Source organism: Aminobacter ciceronei, from assembly GCF_014138625.1.
Taxonomy (GTDB): Bacteria; Pseudomonadota; Alphaproteobacteria; order Rhizobiales; family Rhizobiaceae; genus Aminobacter; species Aminobacter ciceronei.
In genome coordinates, this window is record NZ_JACJHY010000013.1 from 102,378 (window position 1) to 117,638 (window position 15,261).

Genomic DNA, 15,261 nt, shown 5'->3' on the forward strand with positions numbered 1-15,261 from the left:
CACCAGTCGATCTTCCGGCAACGGCATGGACTGGGATGACGAATTGGAGAGGCCGCTCGCGGATGGCAGGATTGTCAGCCATTGAGGTCGCATGACCGAGCGACCCCCATGCCCTGCAGTCCGATCTCGCCCACGAACGGCGGGAGGAAAGACTACTTCACCACGGCTTCCGAAAACTCCACCGCCCTGCCCTGCGACGGCGTGGTGATCTCGGCTTCCCACATGACGCGGATGCCGCGGACGATGGTGCCGACCGGCCAGCCGGTGACCTTCTTGCCGTCATAAGGCGTCCAGCCGGCCTTGGAGCCGGCCTGGGCGTTGGTGATGGTCTGCTCGCGCTTCATGTCGACGACGGTGAAGTCGGCGTCGTAGCCGGCGGCGATGCGGCCCTTGCGGGCCATGCCGAAGATGCGGTTGGGGCCGTGGCTCGCAAGGTCCACGAAGCGCTCCAGCGTCAGCCGGCCCGCATTGACGTGGTCGAGCATGATCGGCACCAGCGTCTGCACGCCGGTCATGCCCGAGGGCGAGGCCGGATAAGGCTTGGCCTTTTCAGTCAGCGTGTGCGGCGCATGGTCGGAGCCGAGCACGTCGACGATACCTTGCGAAATACCGTGCCAGATGCCGTCGCGGTGACGTGCTGCGCGTACCGGCGGGTTCATCTGCAGCAGCGTGCCGAGACGGGCGTAGTCGTCCGCGCTCATGGTCAGATGATGCGGGGTCGCTTCGCAGGTGGCGACGTCCTTGTGCTGTTCGAGGAAGGTGATTTCCTCCGCCGTCGAGATGTGCAGCACATGGATGCGGGCGCGCTCTTGCCGGGCGATGCGCACCAGCCGCTCGGTGCACTGAAGTGCTGCGATCTCGTCGCGCCAGATCGGGTGCGAGGACGGGTCGTTTTCGACGCGCAGGTTCTGGCGCTCGCGCAGGCGGAACTCGTCTTCCGAGTGGAAGGCGGCACGGCGGCGGGTGTTGCGCAGGATCGAAGCGACACCCTCGTCGTCCTCGACCAGAAGGTCGCCGGTCGACGAGCCCATGAACACCTTGATGCCGGCAGCACCCGGCAGACGCTCCAGCTCGGCGACGTCGCCGGCGTTGTCGCGGGTGCCGCCGACCCAGAAGGCGAAGTCGCAATGCATGCGCGCGGTCGCCCGGCTGACCTTGTCGGCCAGCGTCGCTTCGCTCGTCGTCAGCGGGTTGGTGTTGGGCATCTCGAAAACAGTGGTGACGCCGCCGAGAACGGCCGCGCGCGAACCACTCTCCAGGTCTTCCTTGTGCTCCAGCCCCGGCTCGCGGAAATGCACCTGGCTGTCGACGACGCCGGGCAGGATGTGCAGGCCGGTGCAATCGATGGTCTCGCCGGCCGAAGCGCGGCCGAGATCGCCGATGGCGGCGATCCTGCCATTGGTGACGCCGACGTCGCGAACGCCGCTGCCGTCATGATTGACGACCGTGCCGCCCTTGAGGATGAGATCGAAGGTGGTAGCCATGTCGCGCGTGCCCTTGTCTGGGAATTGCCTGCGGCTTACGTAATGGCTCTCCGAAATGCAAGATCAGGTCCATGCCGACAGCCATCCTCGCCGACCGCGCCATCATCGATGTTTCCGGCCCCGATGCCGAGCATTTTCTGCAGAACATCCTGACGCTCGACCTCGATGCGCTTGGCCGCAACGAGGCCAAACCCGGCGCGCTGCTCGCCCCGCAAGGCAAGATCATGTTCGATTTCCTGGTCTCGCGCAGCACAGACAATGCGCTCAGGCTGGAATGCCGGGCCGACATTGCGGATGATTTCGTCCGCCGCCTGATGCTCTACCGGCTGCGCGCCAAGGCCGATATTTCCAAGCAGGATCAGGCTGTTGTTGCGGTTACGTGGCAAGATGATTCAGCTGCTTCGCACTCTGATTCAACTGTCCGCGACAGCCGCTTCCAGCAGCCTGTCTTCCGCCATTACGGCACTGCCCCCGCGGCCCCCACCGCCCAGGAAGCCTCCGAGGCCGACTGGCACGCGTTCCGCATCGACAATGGCGTCGCCGAAAGCGGCCCCGACTACGCGCTCTCCGACGCCTTCCCGCATGACGTGCTGCTCGACCAGATGGGCGGCATCGGTTTCAAGAAAGGCTGTTTCATCGGCCAGGAGGTCGTGTCGCGCATGCAACATCGCGGCACCGCCCGCCGCCGCGTGCTGCTCGTCTCGGCTGCTTCAGGCCTGCCGGCGCCGGGCACGGAACTCAAGGCCGACGGCAAGGTTCTGGGCACGCTCGGCTCCGTCGACGGCTCGAACGGCCTCGCCATCGCCCGCATCGACAGGGTCAAGGCCGCACTCGACGCCGGCAGCGCCATCACCGCCGGCGACGTCACCGTGGCGCTCGCCATTCCTGCCTGGGCCAGCTTCACCTATCCCGAAGCCACCAGTGCGGAAGACGCCTGAGCCATGGCCGACCGTCCCGGCGCCCCGCCCCGCGCCTGGCAGCGCATGCTGTCGGGCCGCCGCCTCGACCTGCTCGACCCCTCGCCGCTCGACGTCGAAATATCAGACATCGCCCACGGCCTGGCGCGTGTCGCGCGCTGGAACGGCCAGACCTCGGGCGACCACGCCTTCTCGGTGGCGCAGCACTCGCTTCTTGTCGAGCAGATCTTCCGCCGGATCGTGCCCGATGCCGCGCCCGATGCACTGCTGGCGGCACTGCTGCATGACGGGCCGGAATATGTCATTGGCGACATGATCTCGCCGTTCAAGTCGGTCGTCGGCGGCGGCTACAAGTCTTGCGAGGAGCGGCTGCAGCACGCCATCCATCTGCGTGTCGGCCTGCCGGCCGAGATCGGCCACGGCCTGAAGAAGGACATCAAGCGCGCCGACCAGATATCGGCCTATTTCGAGGCGACAGTGCTTGCCGGCTTTTCGGTCACCGAGGCGACCGAGTTCTTCGGCCGCCCGCGCGGCATCACCGCCGACGGGCTCGAGCTAACGCCGCAGCCGGCCAAACGTGTGCAGGAGGCCTTCCTCAAGCGCTTTGCCGCGATCGAGAAGCTGCGCGCTTTCACGGCGTGAACGCGAAAAACCGCCCGTCTGTTTCCGGGCAGGCTCTGCCGAAAATCCTCAGGCCGGCGGGATGAGCTCCTGGCTGATCTCCTTGAACACCGCCGTTGCCTCCAGCCGTGCTGCATCGGCGGCAAGGGCGGGGAATTCGGCCATGTCGAGCAGGCCCTGATGGGCGTCGTTGATGAAGCGCAGCACACAGACAACGGCAATGTCGGCATGGCCGATATGGTCGCCGAACCAGTAGGCGCTGCCGCGTTTGGCGCGCTCGGCCTCCAGCACCGCCAGCACCGAGGCGATCTGCGTGCGGCAGCGTTCGACCCAGACCTCCGAGACATGGGTGTGCAGCCGCTTCTCGTAGAACAGGCTGACCGCCTTCTCGCCGACGCCGGTGGCGAGCGTCGCGATCTTCAGCGCCTGGTGCCGGGCCGGCTCGGCCTGGGGGAACATCGCCGCGCCTGCAGGCGCAAGGTGGTCGAGATAATCGAGCATCATGTGGCTGTCGATCAGCACCTCGCCATCGTCGAGCACCAGCGTCGGCACCCGGGTCAGCGGGTTGTAGGCACGGATCTTGTCGGCGTCGCCGAAGGCCGACCAGGTCTCATGCCGGAACGGGATGCCGTAGAGCCTGAGAGCGATGCCGACGCGGCGGACGAAAGGGCTGTCATACTGGCCGATGAGGATCATGTCGTAACGTCCCGGAGCGAAACCTCGGGGGATAGTACACGAGGCAGAGTGCCGTTCCAGAAGCCTGGCCACGCCGGTTCTTCGTCCAGAGCTCCGGTTCGTCGTCCAGAGCTCCAGTTCTTCGTCCAGAGCTCCGGTTCGTCGTCCAGAGCTCCAGTTCTTCGTCCAGAGCTAATGCGCGTGATGTCTGGCCGGCTGCCCCCTGAGTTCGAGCACTGCAACCAGAACCATCACGACAGTGGTCGCCGCCCCGATCGCCAGCGGCGACAGGTGGCCGGCAAAGGGCACCATGGCCGCAAGGATGGCGATGCCGATGATGTGCGACAGCGGCGCGCGGCCGACGACGTAGAATTTGAACAGCAGGTTGCCGGCGAGATAGAGCGCCGAGCCGCCGATCGCCGTCCAGATCAGCGCCGGCTCGGCATGGCCGAGCGGATGGGCAAGCACCAGCTCGTCCGAAACCGCCACGACGATGATGCCGGCGACCAGGATGACCGGGATGTAGGTGTAGGCGACACGGGCGATCTGGCCGGTGTCTGAGGCCGAGGCGATCTTGTGGTGGGCGAGTTCCTGCCCGACGTTGAAATAGACAAGCCACATCGCCACCGAGGCGAAGAAGGTGGTCAGGAATGCCGCCAGATTGACCCAGTTCAGTTCGAGCTCGGCAAAAGTCACGCCCGAAACCAGGATCGATTCGCCGAGCGCGATGATGATGAACAGTGCCGAGCGCTCGGCCATGTGGCCTCCCTCGATGTCCCAGCCCGTCGTCGACGAGGCGCCATGCCAGGGGGTCCAGAAGCCGAGCGCCGGCGACACCAGTTCGATCAGCAGGGCCACCGCCCACAGCGCGAAACGGTTCTCGGGCTCGGCCAGTCCGCCTGATATCCAGAACACACCCGACAATGTGAGCCAAAGTCCGATGCGGACGAAGTTGAGGTAGTTGTCGCGGTTGTGGTTCTTCAGCGCCCAGATCACGAACAGGGTGCGCCCGACCTGCATGACGACATAAGCGAGCGCGAATTGCAGGCCACGACCCTCGAACGCCTCGGGGATAGAGGTCGACAGCATCAGCCCGGCCAGCATCAGGGCAAACAGCATGCCGCGCACCGGCGCCTTGCGCGGGTCGAGCCAGTTGGTCACCCAGGCGGTGTAGTTCCACACCCACCAGACGGCGACCAGCATCAGCAGTCCCTCGAGCGCGCCTGCCACCGACAGATGCTTGAGCAGGAAATGCGACAGCTGCGTCACCGCAAAGACAAAGACGAGGTCGAAAAACAGCTCGACGAACTCGACCCTGGCGCTCTCGCCCTGCTGCCGCTTGCGCTGGTAGTCGTTGCTTGCACCGCTCAATGCCATGCCTGTTTCCCCTGATGTTCAATCATCGATAGCCTCGCGGCATTCCGTTCGGTCCGGGCCCATGCGCGGGCTGACCGGACGGCCTTGCCACTCAATCCGGCGGCGGCGGCAAGGATTTGTCGGCCCGGCACCTGGCGAGCGGCAGGATGTCACCGGCAAAGACCTTTCTGATGCGCTGGTTGCCGGCATCGGTCTCGACGGTCATGCAGGCGCAGCCATAACCATAACCGGATCCCGGCACATTGGTCTCGACGAACTGCCTGGGATTGAAGTCAGGCGCCTTGTCGGCACCGGCCGCGTCGGGCCCGTCGGCCTCGCCCTGCGATGTGATCGTCCAGCTCGCATCCTTGTCGATGAGCCAGAGATTGCCCGGCGTCGGGTTGGCGTACCAGCCGCAGCGGCGCTCGACCGCCGATGCATCACCCAGCGACGCAACGACGAGTGCTCCAACCGCAAGAGCAAGAGAGAGAATCCGCCGCATGCACGCCTCCAATGCATCGGCAGGAAAACAAGCCGCCCGGTCATTTGCAAGCGGCATTTGCAAGTCTCGATTGATATGGCGCGCGAGCACACGCGGCTCAAAGGTGGGGCGCCAGCCCCGCGACGGTGTCCTTGCTCGATGCCACCGGCACGATCTCGAAGCCGACGAGGTCGGCCCATTCGACGACCCAGCGCTGCAGCAGCGTGACGTTTTCGGCCTCCACCAGCATGAAGCAGCGGCTCATGTCGGCGGCGATCCAGCTGTGGTGAACGATGAAGCCGTCGGGCGCCAGCCGCCCCTTGTCGCGGAAGCGGCGGTAGATCGCCTTCGGGTCGCGCCCGCGAAAATCCTCGATGACAAAGAAAAGCATCTTTTGTCCGTGCCCCCAACTCTCCGTGGGAGAAGATCAGGGGGCACGGAACTTGGCAAGCGGTCAGTCGACCAGCGTGCCGCAGCTCAGATTGGCGATCGCTCCGGTCATCGCGCCGGCACGGTCGGATGCGGCGAAGGCGGCGAAATCGCCGATCTCGGCCAGCGTCGGAAAGCGCCTGAGCAACGGCCCGCTGGCGGCGCGGGCTGAAAGCATGTCGTCGACCGACATGTCTGCGCGCTGCGCAAACCCCTCGAAGGCCGCGCGGACATGCGAAACGTCAATCGCTTCCGGGATGGCGTCGGGCCGGAGGCAGATCACCCTGATGCCCTGCGCCCCGAGCTCGCCGGCGAGGATGCGCGAAAACGCCTCCACCGCCGCACTTGCCACGCCGTTGCCGAGAAAGCCTGCGCCCGACAGCCGCGCGCCCGGTGTCGACAGGGTCAGGATCACGCCCTTGCCCCTGAAGTGCCGCGCCACCGCTTTCGCGGTCAGGAAGTTGGTCCTGGTGTAGGCTGCGACAGGCAGCTCGAAATCGGCATAGGACAGCTCCGCCAGCGGCGTGCCCTGGACATGGGATATGCCGATGGCATTGAGCGCGATGTCGATGCCGCCGGCCTTCGCCGCCACCATGTCGGCGTGGCGCTCCACCGCGTCCTCGTCCAGCGCATCGACGACGGCGATGTCGACGTCGCCGCCCAGCGCGCGGATGTCGCTTGCCACCGTCTCCATCTTCGCCCGGCTGCGCCCGGCCAGGAACACACGCGCCCCGTCGCGGGCGAAGGCCCGGGCGGCGGCGCCGCCGATCGCGCCGCCGCCGCCATAGACAACCGCAACGCGGTTCACGAGCGACATGTCACGCTCCACCCGCACTGCCGATACGCTCGGCATATTCACCGACAAGCCTTGTGTGGGTGCGCCAGAAGCCGTCGGGTTCGCGGCCCTCGAGTCTGTCGGCCAGGATGCCGAGATGGGTGTGCCAGCCGGCGGCGACATTGAGCATCGCGCCGTGGTCGGTGAGCCGGCGATGGGTGACCGTCAGCAGCACCTTGTCGTTGCGCGGCTCGAGCTCGAAGCGCACCTCGGAGCTTTCGCCGGCTTCCGCAGCCCCACCCCAGCTATAGGCCAAAAGATGCGGCGGCTCGCAGGCGATGACCTCGCCCGGCACCCGGTGTTCGGCGAAAGCGGCGAGATGCGCCGGCGGCGGATCGTCGTTGCGGGTCAGTTGCGAGTTGCGGAAGACGTTCTCGACCTTGCCGCCCGCCCGCAGTTCCATCGGGCCGCCGGCAAGCCAGGTGCTGCGCTTTTCGGAGTCGGTGAGATAGCTCCAGATGCGCTCGACCGGGCCCGGCAGCAGGCGCTCGATGCGCACGGTTCCGGGCTCGGTGACGACGCCGTAAGAAGTATGGATATTCATGACTTTTTCCCTTTCTTCTTCGCTTCAGTGGTTTCGGATGGTTTGGCCGCCGCGGCCTGGTCCTCGGCGACGAGCAGGGCTTCGAGGACGTCGAACTGCTGGTTCCAGAATTTCTCGTAGTGCCGCATCCACTCGACGCCGGCATGCATCGGCATGGCGTCGAGGCTGCAGACATGGGTGCGCCCCTGCACGCTGCGGCGCACCAGCCCGGCCTTCTCCAGCACCTTGATGTGCTTGGAGGCGGCGGCCAGCGTCATGTCGAAGGGTGCGGCAAGGTCGCCGACATTGCGCGGCCCCTTGGCCAGCCCCTGGAGCATCGCCCGGCGGGTCGGATCGGACAGCGCGTGGAAGATCGCGTCAAGATGTTCGGAATGCTCAACCATAAGGTATAATATATGGCCGCGAATCCGAATAGTCAACCATTCGGTATAATGTTTTCCGGGACTACTTGCCGTTGCGCTCCAGCCGGTCGAGGAACCATTGGGTCAGGCGCACCCAGACCTCGTCCTTCTCGCCGGAGTCCTCGACGCCGTGGTCGAGGTTGGGATTGTCGTTGACCTCGATGACGAAGACGCCCTCCTTGGTCTCCTTGAGGTCGACACCGTAGAGCCCGTCGCCGATGCAGCGCGCGGCGCGCACGGCGGTGTCGATGACATGGACCGGCGCATGCTTCAGCGTGAACGTCTTGATGCCGCCCTCGTCGGGCTTGCCGGCGCGGTCGTGGTTGACGATCTGCCAGTGCTTCTTGGCCATCAGATAGTGGATCGCAAACAGCGGCTGGCCGCCGAGCACGCCGACACGCCAGTCATAGTGCGTCGGCATGAATTTCTGCGCGATCAACAAGTCGGAATCCTCGAGCCAGGCGGTTGCCAGCGCCTTCAGCTCGTCGAAATTGGACGCCTTCTTGACGCCGCGCGAGAACGAGCTGTCCGGTATCTTCAGCACCAGCGGAAAGCCGAGCGTTTCGGCGGCAAGCTTAAGGTCCGAGACGCCGGCGATCATCACAGTCGGCGGCACCGGCACGTTGTTGTAGGTCATCAGCTCGTTGAGATAGACCTTGTTGGTGCAGCGGATCATCGACAGCGGATCGTCGATGACAGGCATGCCCTCCTGCTGCGCCCGGCGGGCGAAGCGGTAGGTGTGGTTGGAGATCGAGGTCGTCTCGCGGATCAGGAGCGCGTCGTAATTGGCGAGCTTGGCCAGGTCCTTTTTGGTGATCGGCTCGACCTCGACGCCCATCTTCTCGGCGATACGGGCCCAGTAGCGCAGCGACGATATCTCCGACGGCGGCAGTTGCTCGTTGGGGTCGATCAGCGTGGCGAAGGTGTAGCGCGAGGGCGTGCGCGCCTTGGTGTCGCGCCACTCCCGGCTGGTATAGGTCTCGAGCGCCGCAACGAAGCGCTTCTTGTCGGCATCGTCGAGCCGGCCGAGTGCGGCAAAACCTATTCTGTGGATCGAGGCCCATTCGCCGTCCTTGATCGCCACCTCCAGCGCCGGCGCACGGAACCAGTCGAACAGCAGCCTGCTGAAGCGATCCCAGGCCTTGGACGGGCCGATGCCGAAAAAGATCGTCACCTTGGCCGGAAACGAGCCGCCGAGATCCTTGCGGCACTTGTTCAGCGCCAGCTCCAGTTCGGGCAGCGCGTTTTCATAGAGCTTGCGTTCCGACAGGTCGATCATCGTCTCGACCGTCGGGATCACCTTGTGGCCGCGCGAGCCGGCCAGCAGCGAGGCGTAATAGCCCCGGCTCTGATAGGCATAACGGTTCGACAGGTTGATGATCTTCGGCCGCTGGCCGCGAAACAGCGCGGGGTGGGCGAGATAGTCGCGGTTGGTGATGATCTTGTGCGGCGTCGCCGTCTGGTCGAGATCGCTTTGGCGGCCGGTAAGAATGACCCAGGTCATCGTTTCGAAGGCTTTCCGAGAGTGATGGCGGCGCGCAGGCCGTCGCGGCCGAACTGCGCCATGCGCATGAAGATGTCGTAGGGGACGGGAATGTTGGCGGCGTCCGACGCCGTCTCGCGCTGCTCGTCCTCGATCCAGGGGTCATGGATCAGGATGTGGCCGCCATCGTCGCCGATGGCCAGCACCCAGTGCGGCACCTTCTTGCCGAACATCAGGAAGCCCGAGATCAGCACCAGCACCAGCTTGCCCTGAGCCAGCCTTGCCCTGATGTCGTCGAGCGCGAAGGGACGGTAGGTCACGGGGATGGCGTATTTCTCGGCGCGGGCGCGAAAATCGGCCTGGGCCAGCTCCATCACCCGACGCTTTTCGGCTGTTCGCACCGACTGCAGGAACAAGGCGCCTTCGGCCGAGACGAAGATCTCGGCGCCAAGCCCGGCCTCGTGCCCTGCCACCGCCAGCCCGAACGGCTCGCAGCCGCCCGGCCCCGACATCATGAAGATGGTGGTCGCCTCACGCCACAGCCTGACCTCCATCACCGGGTCGGGTACGAATGTGCGGTCGAAATTGGCCATCGCCATCATCAGGCAGCACGGGCCGCAGGTGAAATCACAGGTCTGGGCGTAGAACGGCACCCTGGTTGCCACGGGCACGTCGCCGCGCAGCGTCTTTTCGTAGCGAAGCGCCGTCATGCCGTCTTCGTAATAGTCGGGCTCGTGGCCGATCCGGCGGTAGCCGTTCTTTTCATAGAGGCCGATAGCGCGGGCATTGTCCTGGCGCACCTCGAGCCTCAGCAGCATGCGGCCATGCCCGTAGGCGACGTCTTCGGCGGCATCAAGCAGCAGGCGGCCGATGCCCTTGCCGCCGAAGTCGGGGGCGATGGCAAAGGAATAGAGCCGGGCGACGCCGCTGCCCTTGCGAAACAGCACCATGGCGTAACCGGCAAGGCGGCCGTCGATCTCGGCGACGAGCGCCTCGGCGGTTTCGTGATCGATCAGCTGGCGGAAGGAGCGGCGCGAGATCCTGTCGCCCGGAAAGACGGCGTTCTCGATGGCGACGAGCGCATCGACATCTTCAGCGCGGGCCGTACGAATGTCGGCAGCCATCTGGTCCTGAGAACCTCGTCTGGGCAGGAGGAGCCCTGAAGGAATGACCTGCGAAGCGCTGGCGCGCGCCGCATTTGCCCTGCGCAGTCACGCCTCGATTCGGGCCTTATTGTGTCATGGGCGGCGGCCGGTCGGGCATATGAATCTCATGGGGGGGGGGGGATGGTGAAATCAGTGGTGCCGCCCCCCTGTTTCCGGCCTCGCCAACTGGTGATCGCCGTGTCGTGGTGGATGGATGAAGCCGTTGCCATCACTCCCGGCTTGAACCTGATGCGTGTGGCCACTCGACTGTCACGGCATGGCAGCTGGTGATCGCCATGTTGCGCATGTGGATGATCTGCAAAGCCGTTGCCGTCTCTCCCGGCTTCTCCTGATGGCATGTGGCCGTTCGACGGTCACGGCCTGGATCCTAGGGTCTACGCAGTTCGCTGCGCTCCCTGCTTCGCCCTGGGATGACGAAGGCGTAGACGTTGTCGGCCAATCTCCGACGCTTGGCTCAAGGCTTCCGCCAACAGGAAACGTTGGCGATTGGCGGAGCGCTCCCGCACCTTCGTCATCCTAGGGCGGAGCAGGAGCGCAGCTCCGTCGCGGAGACCCTAGGATCCTGTGTGTTGCGCTTGGTGTAGACTGAATGCGGAGAGGGCAGAAGAAAGATCACCTGTTTGCTCCGCTTGAACACAGTTGCCATGCCGTGACCTCCCAACGACCGCAAGCCGTCAGGATGGAGCCACTACGATCAACAGAAACACGCACTCCGAAAGCACGACCAACCGCGCCACCCTCAAGTCCGCGCCGCGCCGGCGATCAGCTGCTTGTAGGCGTTCCTGGCGACCGTTCCCATCTGCTCGGGCGGCAGCGTGCCGACGATGGCGCAGCCATAACCTTCATCCTGCCAGTAGACGGCCTCGGGGCCGCCACTCGCCAGGGTGAAGGTGCCCTTGCTCCGCTCGGTGCCTTCGGCCACGACATAGACCGAGATGCGGTTGCCGTCGGCGTCGGCATAAAGCATCAGCGCTGCGGTGGCGCCATCCGCCGGCACCAGGCGCCCGCCAAGCAGCGTGAAGCCGTCCTTGCTGAGATCGGGTGCCACCAGGGTGAGGCCGGTGCGCTTGGAGAGCCAGCCGGTCAGATAGGCCTGGTCGCTGCCGTCGACCTCGACCGGCCGGTTCTTGTCTGAAGCAAAGGTCTGGTGGGCGGCGATTGCCAGCTGCGCCATGCGGTCGTCGGAATCGCCGCCCATGCCAAGGCCGCTCATGCCGGCAAGATAGCCGCCGAGACCGCCTGCGATGAGCAATGAAGCTGCCGCCACCATGCGCCACCACGGCGTCGCCTGCTTGCGCCTCGGCCCCTCGCCATTGACCGCCGTTACCAGCCGTGCCGGCACCGGCTCCTCGAGCACGCCGGCAAACAGGTTGCGCAAGGCGGCGTTGTCGGCGGCATAACGCAGGCTCCTCGCCTTCATGTCGGGATTGGCTTCCAGCCAGATCTGATAGGCGGCGCGCTCGTCTTCGGGCAGCTCGCCATCGAGAGCCAGATGAATGTCACGGTCGGTGAAGCTGCGCGCGCTCATTTCTCGACGATCCTTATCGCCCGCCGGCGTGCCTGGTCGTCTAGCAGCCCGCGCAGTTCCTCGCGGCCACGCGCGATGCGCGACATCAGCGTGCCGGCCGGCACGCCGAGCATGGTTGCGGCCTCGGCATAAGAAAAACCTTCGATCGCCACCATCACCAGTGCCGCGCGCCGGTCGGGGCTGATCTGCTGCAACGCGTCGACGATCTCGCGCGAGGCGACGCTCTCGGCCTGGATCGCCGGCGTTGCCAGCGCCTCGCTTGCCTCGAGCGGCAGGATCGCCGCTTCGCCGCGGCGGCTGACCTTGCGCATCTGGTCGATGAAGAGATGATGCATGATGGTAAACAGCCACCTCCTGGGGCTTTCTCCTGTTCGCCAGTTGTCCATGCGCAAAAGCGCGCGCTCGAGACTGTCCTGGACAAGATCGTCGGCGGAATCGCGGTCGCGCAGCAGCGCCCTGGCATAGCGGCGCAGGCGGGGGATTTCCTGAAGTATCGCTGCCTTCTTGTCGTCCATGAGCCGGGATCGCAAGCCGTCCTCTTCCACGCCGATTGAACGCGCCCAATTGAACGCGGCTTGTCGGCGCTGCGCAAGCACCCGGCCACGGCTTTCGCCACCCCGGCCACCCAAGCGCACAACTAACGAATGGCTGCGCTATTCTCTTCCCGACACATCAGAAATCTTGAACCATTTCCCTAGTTCAATTGATTTTGAACATCGCGGCGGATCGGGTAAAAACACTCCACTCACGGGAGATTTGACGATGACGGCAGCGGCGGTGAACACCAGGTCGGGGTCGAAAATACCCTGGCTCATCATCATTTGTGGCTGCCTGATCGCAGCGCTGACCTTTGGCCCGCGCTCGGCGATGGGCTTCTTCCAGCTGCCGATGCTTGCGGAAAAGGGCTGGGACCGCACCACCTTCGGCCTCGCCATGGCTATCCAGAACCTGTGCTGGGGCCTCGGCCAGCCGATCTTCGGCGCCATCGCCGACCGTTTCGGCAGCTGGCGCGTGCTGACGCTGGGTGCCGTGCTTTATGCGCTCGGCCTCTATCTGATGGCTCATGCCGACAGCGCCGGCATGCTGCATCTTGGCGGCGGCGTGCTCGTCGGCCTCGGTGTTGCCGCCGGCTCGTTCAGCATCGTGCTGGCCGCCTTCGCCCGCAACACCAACCCGCAGAACCGCTCGATCGTGTTCGGCATCGGCACCGCCGCCGGTTCCGCCGGCATGTTCATCTTCGCCCCGATCAGCCAGGGCCTGATCGACGCCTATGGCTGGTCCGACACGCTGGTCTACATGTCGATCGCCATGCTGGTGATCCCGGTGCTGGCGATCCCGCTTGTCGGCAATTCGCGCTCCGGCAAGGTCTCGCAGGCGGAGGTCGAGCAGACGCTCGGTCAGGCGCTGTCGGAAGCCTTCGGCCACAGAAGCTACCTTCTGCTGGTCTCCGGCTTCTTCGTCTGCGGTTTCCAGGTCGCCTTCATCACCGCCCATTTCCCGGCCTATATCAGGGACATCGGCATCGATGCGCGTTACGCCGTGATCGCGCTGGCGCTGATCGGCTTCTTCAACGTCATCGGCTCGCTCGCCTCCGGCGTCATCGGCCAGAAATACTCCAAGCCGCATTTCCTCGCCTGGATCTATCTCGCTCGCTCGGCGCTGGTGACCGCCTTCCTGCTGCTGCCGCAGACGCCGACATCAGTCGTCGTCTTCGCCATCATCATGGGCCTGTTGTGGCTGTCGACGGTGCCGCCGACAAACGGCCTTGTCGCCATCATGTTCGGCACCCGCCATCTCGGCATGCTCGGCGGCATCGTCTTCTTCTCGCACCAGATCGGCTCATTCCTCGGCGTCTGGCTCGGCGGCTATCTCTACGACCATTTCGGGTCCTACGACCCGGTCTGGTGGCTCGGTGTGATCCTTGGCCTGTTTGCCGCCGCCGTGCACTGGCCGATCAAGGAACGCCCGGTCGCGCGGCCGGCGGTGCTGGCCCCGGCGGAGTGATCTGCCCATTGGCCTGGCGACCCGCGTCAGGCCAACTTGGCTAGGCAAGATCGGTCAGGCCAGATCGGTCCTGGAAAAGTCGTTGCCCTTGTAGAGCAGTCCGGCACCGAGCGAGATGGCGCAGGCATAGGCAAAACAGTCGCCGAAATTGAGGTCGGCCGGATGGCCTACCGCCTTGCCGTAGCGCATGCCGGCATCGATGGCGAGCGAACCGACATCGCCTGAGATCGCCATGTCCAGCGCCCCGATCTCGACAATGAAGTCATCGACCAGTTCACGCGCCCGCTCGACGAGGTCGGGCGTCGGCTTCCGTCCCGTAGGCTCGGCGGCAGCGCGAGCCAAGGCCATCACCGCCTCGAAGCGAACAAGTGGCGAAACATGAAAGGCGCTGGGCAGGTCGCCCAGCCGCTTGACCAGCTCTTCCCAGCCGGCTTCCTGGTTCAGTATGGCGACGATGACCGACGCATCGACGAACATCATTCGCCGTCCCACATCTCGTCGCTGAATTTCTTCATGTCGAAATCGCTGTTGGGCAGGCCGATGCCGGCAGCCCTGGCCTGCAATTTGGCCAACCGGTCGCGCAGCGGCACCTTGGCGCGGTTGCGCGCAAGTTCATGCAGAAGTGCTGTGCGCACCGCCTCAGTCTTGCTTACGGCACCCGAGACCGCCTGCAGCTCGGCAGCCAGGGCATCGACTTCATTGTCTCTGATGTAGAGCGGCATCTGAATATTCCTTGAAGATATTCAGATATCCCATTTTGCATATTCATTCAAGGTCACCACGCGACTGCCGGCCCTTATCGACAGTAGAAGCGCCGGCCGCCCTCGCCGATGAAGGTGTTGCTGCGGCGGTCGTAGCCGTAGCGCCGGTGGCACGGGCCGCTCCACTGGTCGCGCTGGCGATCCCGGGAATTCTGCTCGGCCACCGATCCGGCGACGATCGCGCCGACGGCGAGGCCGAGGATGCCGAGGCCGATGGCGGCTTCGGTGTCCTTGTCGCGCTTGTGGCGGTCGCGGCGATCCTGCCTGTCGCGCCAGCGCTCGCATTGGCGGCGCTCGTAGCGGTCACGCGGCCAGTCGCAGTCGATGTCGTCATCGTCGTCCCAATAGCCGCCACCGACCAGCAGCACCGGCGCGTTGCCGGTGTAGCTGCCGCCGGCCTGTGCCGGCAGGCTTGTGGGCAGGCTGCCGCCGGCCTGGGCCGGCAGGCTTGTGGGCAGGCTGCCGCCGGCCTGCGCCGGCAGGCTTGTGGGCAGGCTGCCGGCGGCCTGCGCCGGCAAGCTTGTGAGCAGGCTGGCGGCAATCGCGCAAGCCAGAATCCGTGACACGGACATGAGA

General features: G+C 65.2%; 18 protein-coding genes. 3 read left to right on the forward strand and 15 right to left on the reverse strand.

The window, feature by feature from the left end; translation table 11 throughout:
* Window positions 1-152: 152 nt before the first annotated feature.
* Window positions 153-1,484, reverse strand: coding sequence for a dihydroorotase (locus HNQ95_RS14980; RefSeq protein WP_154385064.1), 1,332 nt, complete (start codon window positions 1,482-1,484; stop codon window positions 153-155).
* Between the two features lie 71 nt (window positions 1,485-1,555).
* On the opposite strand from HNQ95_RS14980, the gene ygfZ reads away from it, so the two are divergent.
* Both ygfZ and HNQ95_RS14990 read left to right on the forward strand, forming a co-directional pair.
* The gene (gene ygfZ / locus HNQ95_RS14985) at window positions 1,556-2,422 is read left to right on the forward strand and encodes a CAF17-like 4Fe-4S cluster assembly/insertion protein YgfZ (protein WP_067964151.1); all 867 of its coding nucleotides are present in this window, start codon (window positions 1,556-1,558) and stop codon (window positions 2,420-2,422) included.
* A 3-nt stretch (window positions 2,423-2,425) separates the two neighbouring features.
* A complete protein-coding gene (locus tag HNQ95_RS14990) occupies window positions 2,426-3,043 on the forward strand; it encodes an HD family hydrolase (protein ID WP_182574402.1) in 618 nt (205 codons plus the stop codon).
* A 48-nt stretch (window positions 3,044-3,091) separates the two neighbouring features.
* Here HNQ95_RS14990 and HNQ95_RS14995 read toward each other — a convergent pair whose 3' ends face one another.
* The 11 genes from HNQ95_RS14995 to HNQ95_RS15045 all read right to left on the reverse strand — a co-directional run bounded on the left by HNQ95_RS14995 (window position 3,092) and on the right by HNQ95_RS15045 (window position 12,435).
* The gene (locus HNQ95_RS14995; RefSeq protein WP_182574401.1) at window positions 3,092-3,718 is read right to left on the reverse strand and encodes a glutathione S-transferase family protein; all 627 of its coding nucleotides are present in this window, start codon (window positions 3,716-3,718) and stop codon (window positions 3,092-3,094) included.
* Window positions 3,719-3,889: 171 nt separating this feature from the next.
* Complete coding sequence (locus HNQ95_RS15000; protein ID WP_182574400.1) at window positions 3,890-5,074, reverse strand: low temperature requirement protein A; 1,185 nt, start codon at window positions 5,072-5,074, stop codon at window positions 3,890-3,892.
* Window positions 5,075-5,165: 91 nt separating this feature from the next.
* Complete coding sequence (locus HNQ95_RS15005) at window positions 5,166-5,555, reverse strand: DUF4087 domain-containing protein (protein WP_182574399.1); 390 nt, start codon at window positions 5,553-5,555, stop codon at window positions 5,166-5,168.
* 97 nt (window positions 5,556-5,652) lie between these two features.
* Complete coding sequence (locus HNQ95_RS15010) at window positions 5,653-5,925, reverse strand: DUF3303 domain-containing protein (RefSeq protein WP_067964163.1); 273 nt, start codon at window positions 5,923-5,925, stop codon at window positions 5,653-5,655.
* A 63-nt stretch (window positions 5,926-5,988) separates the two neighbouring features.
* The gene (locus tag HNQ95_RS15015) at window positions 5,989-6,780 is read right to left on the reverse strand and encodes an SDR family NAD(P)-dependent oxidoreductase (protein WP_182574398.1); all 792 of its coding nucleotides are present in this window, start codon (window positions 6,778-6,780) and stop codon (window positions 5,989-5,991) included.
* Between the two features lies 1 nt (window position 6,781).
* Window positions 6,782-7,342 (reverse strand): SRPBCC family protein, encoded by a 561-nt coding sequence (locus HNQ95_RS15020; protein ID WP_182574397.1) that lies wholly within the window; start codon window positions 7,340-7,342, stop codon window positions 6,782-6,784.
* The gene (locus HNQ95_RS15025) at window positions 7,339-7,725 is read right to left on the reverse strand and encodes an ArsR/SmtB family transcription factor (protein WP_182574396.1); all 387 of its coding nucleotides are present in this window, start codon (window positions 7,723-7,725) and stop codon (window positions 7,339-7,341) included. Before HNQ95_RS15025 ends, HNQ95_RS15020 begins: the two co-directional genes overlap by 4 nt.
* A gap of 61 nt (window positions 7,726-7,786) precedes the next feature.
* Window positions 7,787-9,247: a RimK family ATP-grasp domain-containing protein gene (locus tag HNQ95_RS15030; protein WP_182574395.1), complete on the reverse strand. Its 1,461-nt coding sequence runs from the start codon at window positions 9,245-9,247 to the stop codon at window positions 7,787-7,789.
* Window positions 9,244-10,350, reverse strand: coding sequence for a peptidase C39 family protein (locus tag HNQ95_RS15035; RefSeq protein WP_182574394.1), 1,107 nt, complete (start codon window positions 10,348-10,350; stop codon window positions 9,244-9,246). Before HNQ95_RS15035 ends, HNQ95_RS15030 begins: the two co-directional genes overlap by 4 nt.
* Window positions 10,351-11,131: 781 nt before the next feature.
* Window positions 11,132-11,920, reverse strand: a complete 789-nt coding sequence (locus HNQ95_RS15040; RefSeq protein WP_182574393.1) for an anti-sigma factor family protein — start codon at window positions 11,918-11,920, stop codon at window positions 11,132-11,134.
* Complete coding sequence (locus tag HNQ95_RS15045; protein ID WP_154385050.1) at window positions 11,917-12,435, reverse strand: sigma-70 family RNA polymerase sigma factor; 519 nt, start codon at window positions 12,433-12,435, stop codon at window positions 11,917-11,919. Before HNQ95_RS15045 ends, HNQ95_RS15040 begins: the two co-directional genes overlap by 4 nt.
* A 247-nt stretch (window positions 12,436-12,682) precedes the next feature.
* Between HNQ95_RS15045 and HNQ95_RS15050 the strand changes: the two genes are divergently transcribed.
* Entirely contained in the window at window positions 12,683-13,924 is a 1,242-nt protein-coding gene (locus HNQ95_RS15050; protein ID WP_376769256.1) for an MFS transporter, read from the forward strand.
* Window positions 13,925-13,978: 54 nt separating this feature from the next.
* Here the strand turns inward: HNQ95_RS15050 and HNQ95_RS15055 are convergent, their stop codons facing one another.
* The 3 genes from HNQ95_RS15055 to HNQ95_RS15065 form a co-directional block, all read right to left on the reverse strand.
* Complete coding sequence (locus tag HNQ95_RS15055) at window positions 13,979-14,404, reverse strand: type II toxin-antitoxin system VapC family toxin (protein WP_182574391.1); 426 nt, start codon at window positions 14,402-14,404, stop codon at window positions 13,979-13,981.
* Window positions 14,401-14,646, reverse strand: coding sequence for a type II toxin-antitoxin system VapB family antitoxin (locus HNQ95_RS15060; protein ID WP_154385048.1), 246 nt, complete (start codon window positions 14,644-14,646; stop codon window positions 14,401-14,403). Before HNQ95_RS15060 ends, HNQ95_RS15055 begins: the two co-directional genes overlap by 4 nt.
* Before the next feature lie 74 nt (window positions 14,647-14,720).
* Entirely contained in the window at window positions 14,721-15,257 is a 537-nt protein-coding gene (locus HNQ95_RS15065) for a hypothetical protein (RefSeq protein ID WP_182574390.1), read from the reverse strand.
* Between the last annotated feature and the right edge of the window lie 4 nt (window positions 15,258-15,261).

Coding starts and splice junctions, on each gene's coding strand:
- HNQ95_RS15000 (WP_182574400.1), bottom strand. CDS start 5,074: ATGGCATTGAGCGGTGCAAGCAACGACTACCAGCGCAAGCGGCAGCAG.
- HNQ95_RS15030 (WP_182574395.1), bottom strand. CDS start 9,247: ATGACCTGGGTCATTCTTACCGGCCGCCAAAGCGATCTCGACCAGACG.
- ygfZ (WP_067964151.1), top strand. CDS start 1,556: ATGCCGACAGCCATCCTCGCCGACCGCGCCATCATCGATGTTTCCGGC.
- HNQ95_RS15025 (WP_182574396.1), bottom strand. CDS start 7,725: ATGGTTGAGCATTCCGAACATCTTGACGCGATCTTCCACGCGCTGTCC.
- HNQ95_RS15040 (WP_182574393.1), bottom strand. CDS start 11,920: ATGAGCGCGCGCAGCTTCACCGACCGTGACATTCATCTGGCTCTCGAT.
- HNQ95_RS15015 (WP_182574398.1), bottom strand. CDS start 6,780: ATGTCGCTCGTGAACCGCGTTGCGGTTGTCTATGGCGGCGGCGGCGCG.
- HNQ95_RS15010 (WP_067964163.1), bottom strand. CDS start 5,925: ATGCTTTTCTTTGTCATCGAGGATTTTCGCGGGCGCGACCCGAAGGCG.
- HNQ95_RS15045 (WP_154385050.1), bottom strand. CDS start 12,435: ATGGACGACAAGAAGGCAGCGATACTTCAGGAAATCCCCCGCCTGCGC.
- HNQ95_RS15050 (WP_376769256.1), top strand. CDS start 12,683: ATGACGGCAGCGGCGGTGAACACCAGGTCGGGGTCGAAAATACCCTGG.
- HNQ95_RS15065 (WP_182574390.1), bottom strand. CDS start 15,257: ATGTCCGTGTCACGGATTCTGGCTTGCGCGATTGCCGCCAGCCTGCTC.
- HNQ95_RS15020 (WP_182574397.1), bottom strand. CDS start 7,342: ATGAATATCCATACTTCTTACGGCGTCGTCACCGAGCCCGGAACCGTG.
- HNQ95_RS14980 (WP_154385064.1), bottom strand. CDS start 1,484: ATGGCTACCACCTTCGATCTCATCCTCAAGGGCGGCACGGTCGTCAAT.
- HNQ95_RS15055 (WP_182574391.1), bottom strand. CDS start 14,404: ATGATGTTCGTCGATGCGTCGGTCATCGTCGCCATACTGAACCAGGAA.
- HNQ95_RS14995 (WP_182574401.1), bottom strand. CDS start 3,718: ATGATCCTCATCGGCCAGTATGACAGCCCTTTCGTCCGCCGCGTCGGC.
- HNQ95_RS15035 (WP_182574394.1), bottom strand. CDS start 10,350: ATGGCTGCCGACATTCGTACGGCCCGCGCTGAAGATGTCGATGCGCTC.
- HNQ95_RS15060 (WP_154385048.1), bottom strand. CDS start 14,646: ATGCCGCTCTACATCAGAGACAATGAAGTCGATGCCCTGGCTGCCGAG.
- HNQ95_RS15005 (WP_182574399.1), bottom strand. CDS start 5,555: ATGCGGCGGATTCTCTCTCTTGCTCTTGCGGTTGGAGCACTCGTCGTT.
- HNQ95_RS14990 (WP_182574402.1), top strand. CDS start 2,426: ATGGCCGACCGTCCCGGCGCCCCGCCCCGCGCCTGGCAGCGCATGCTG.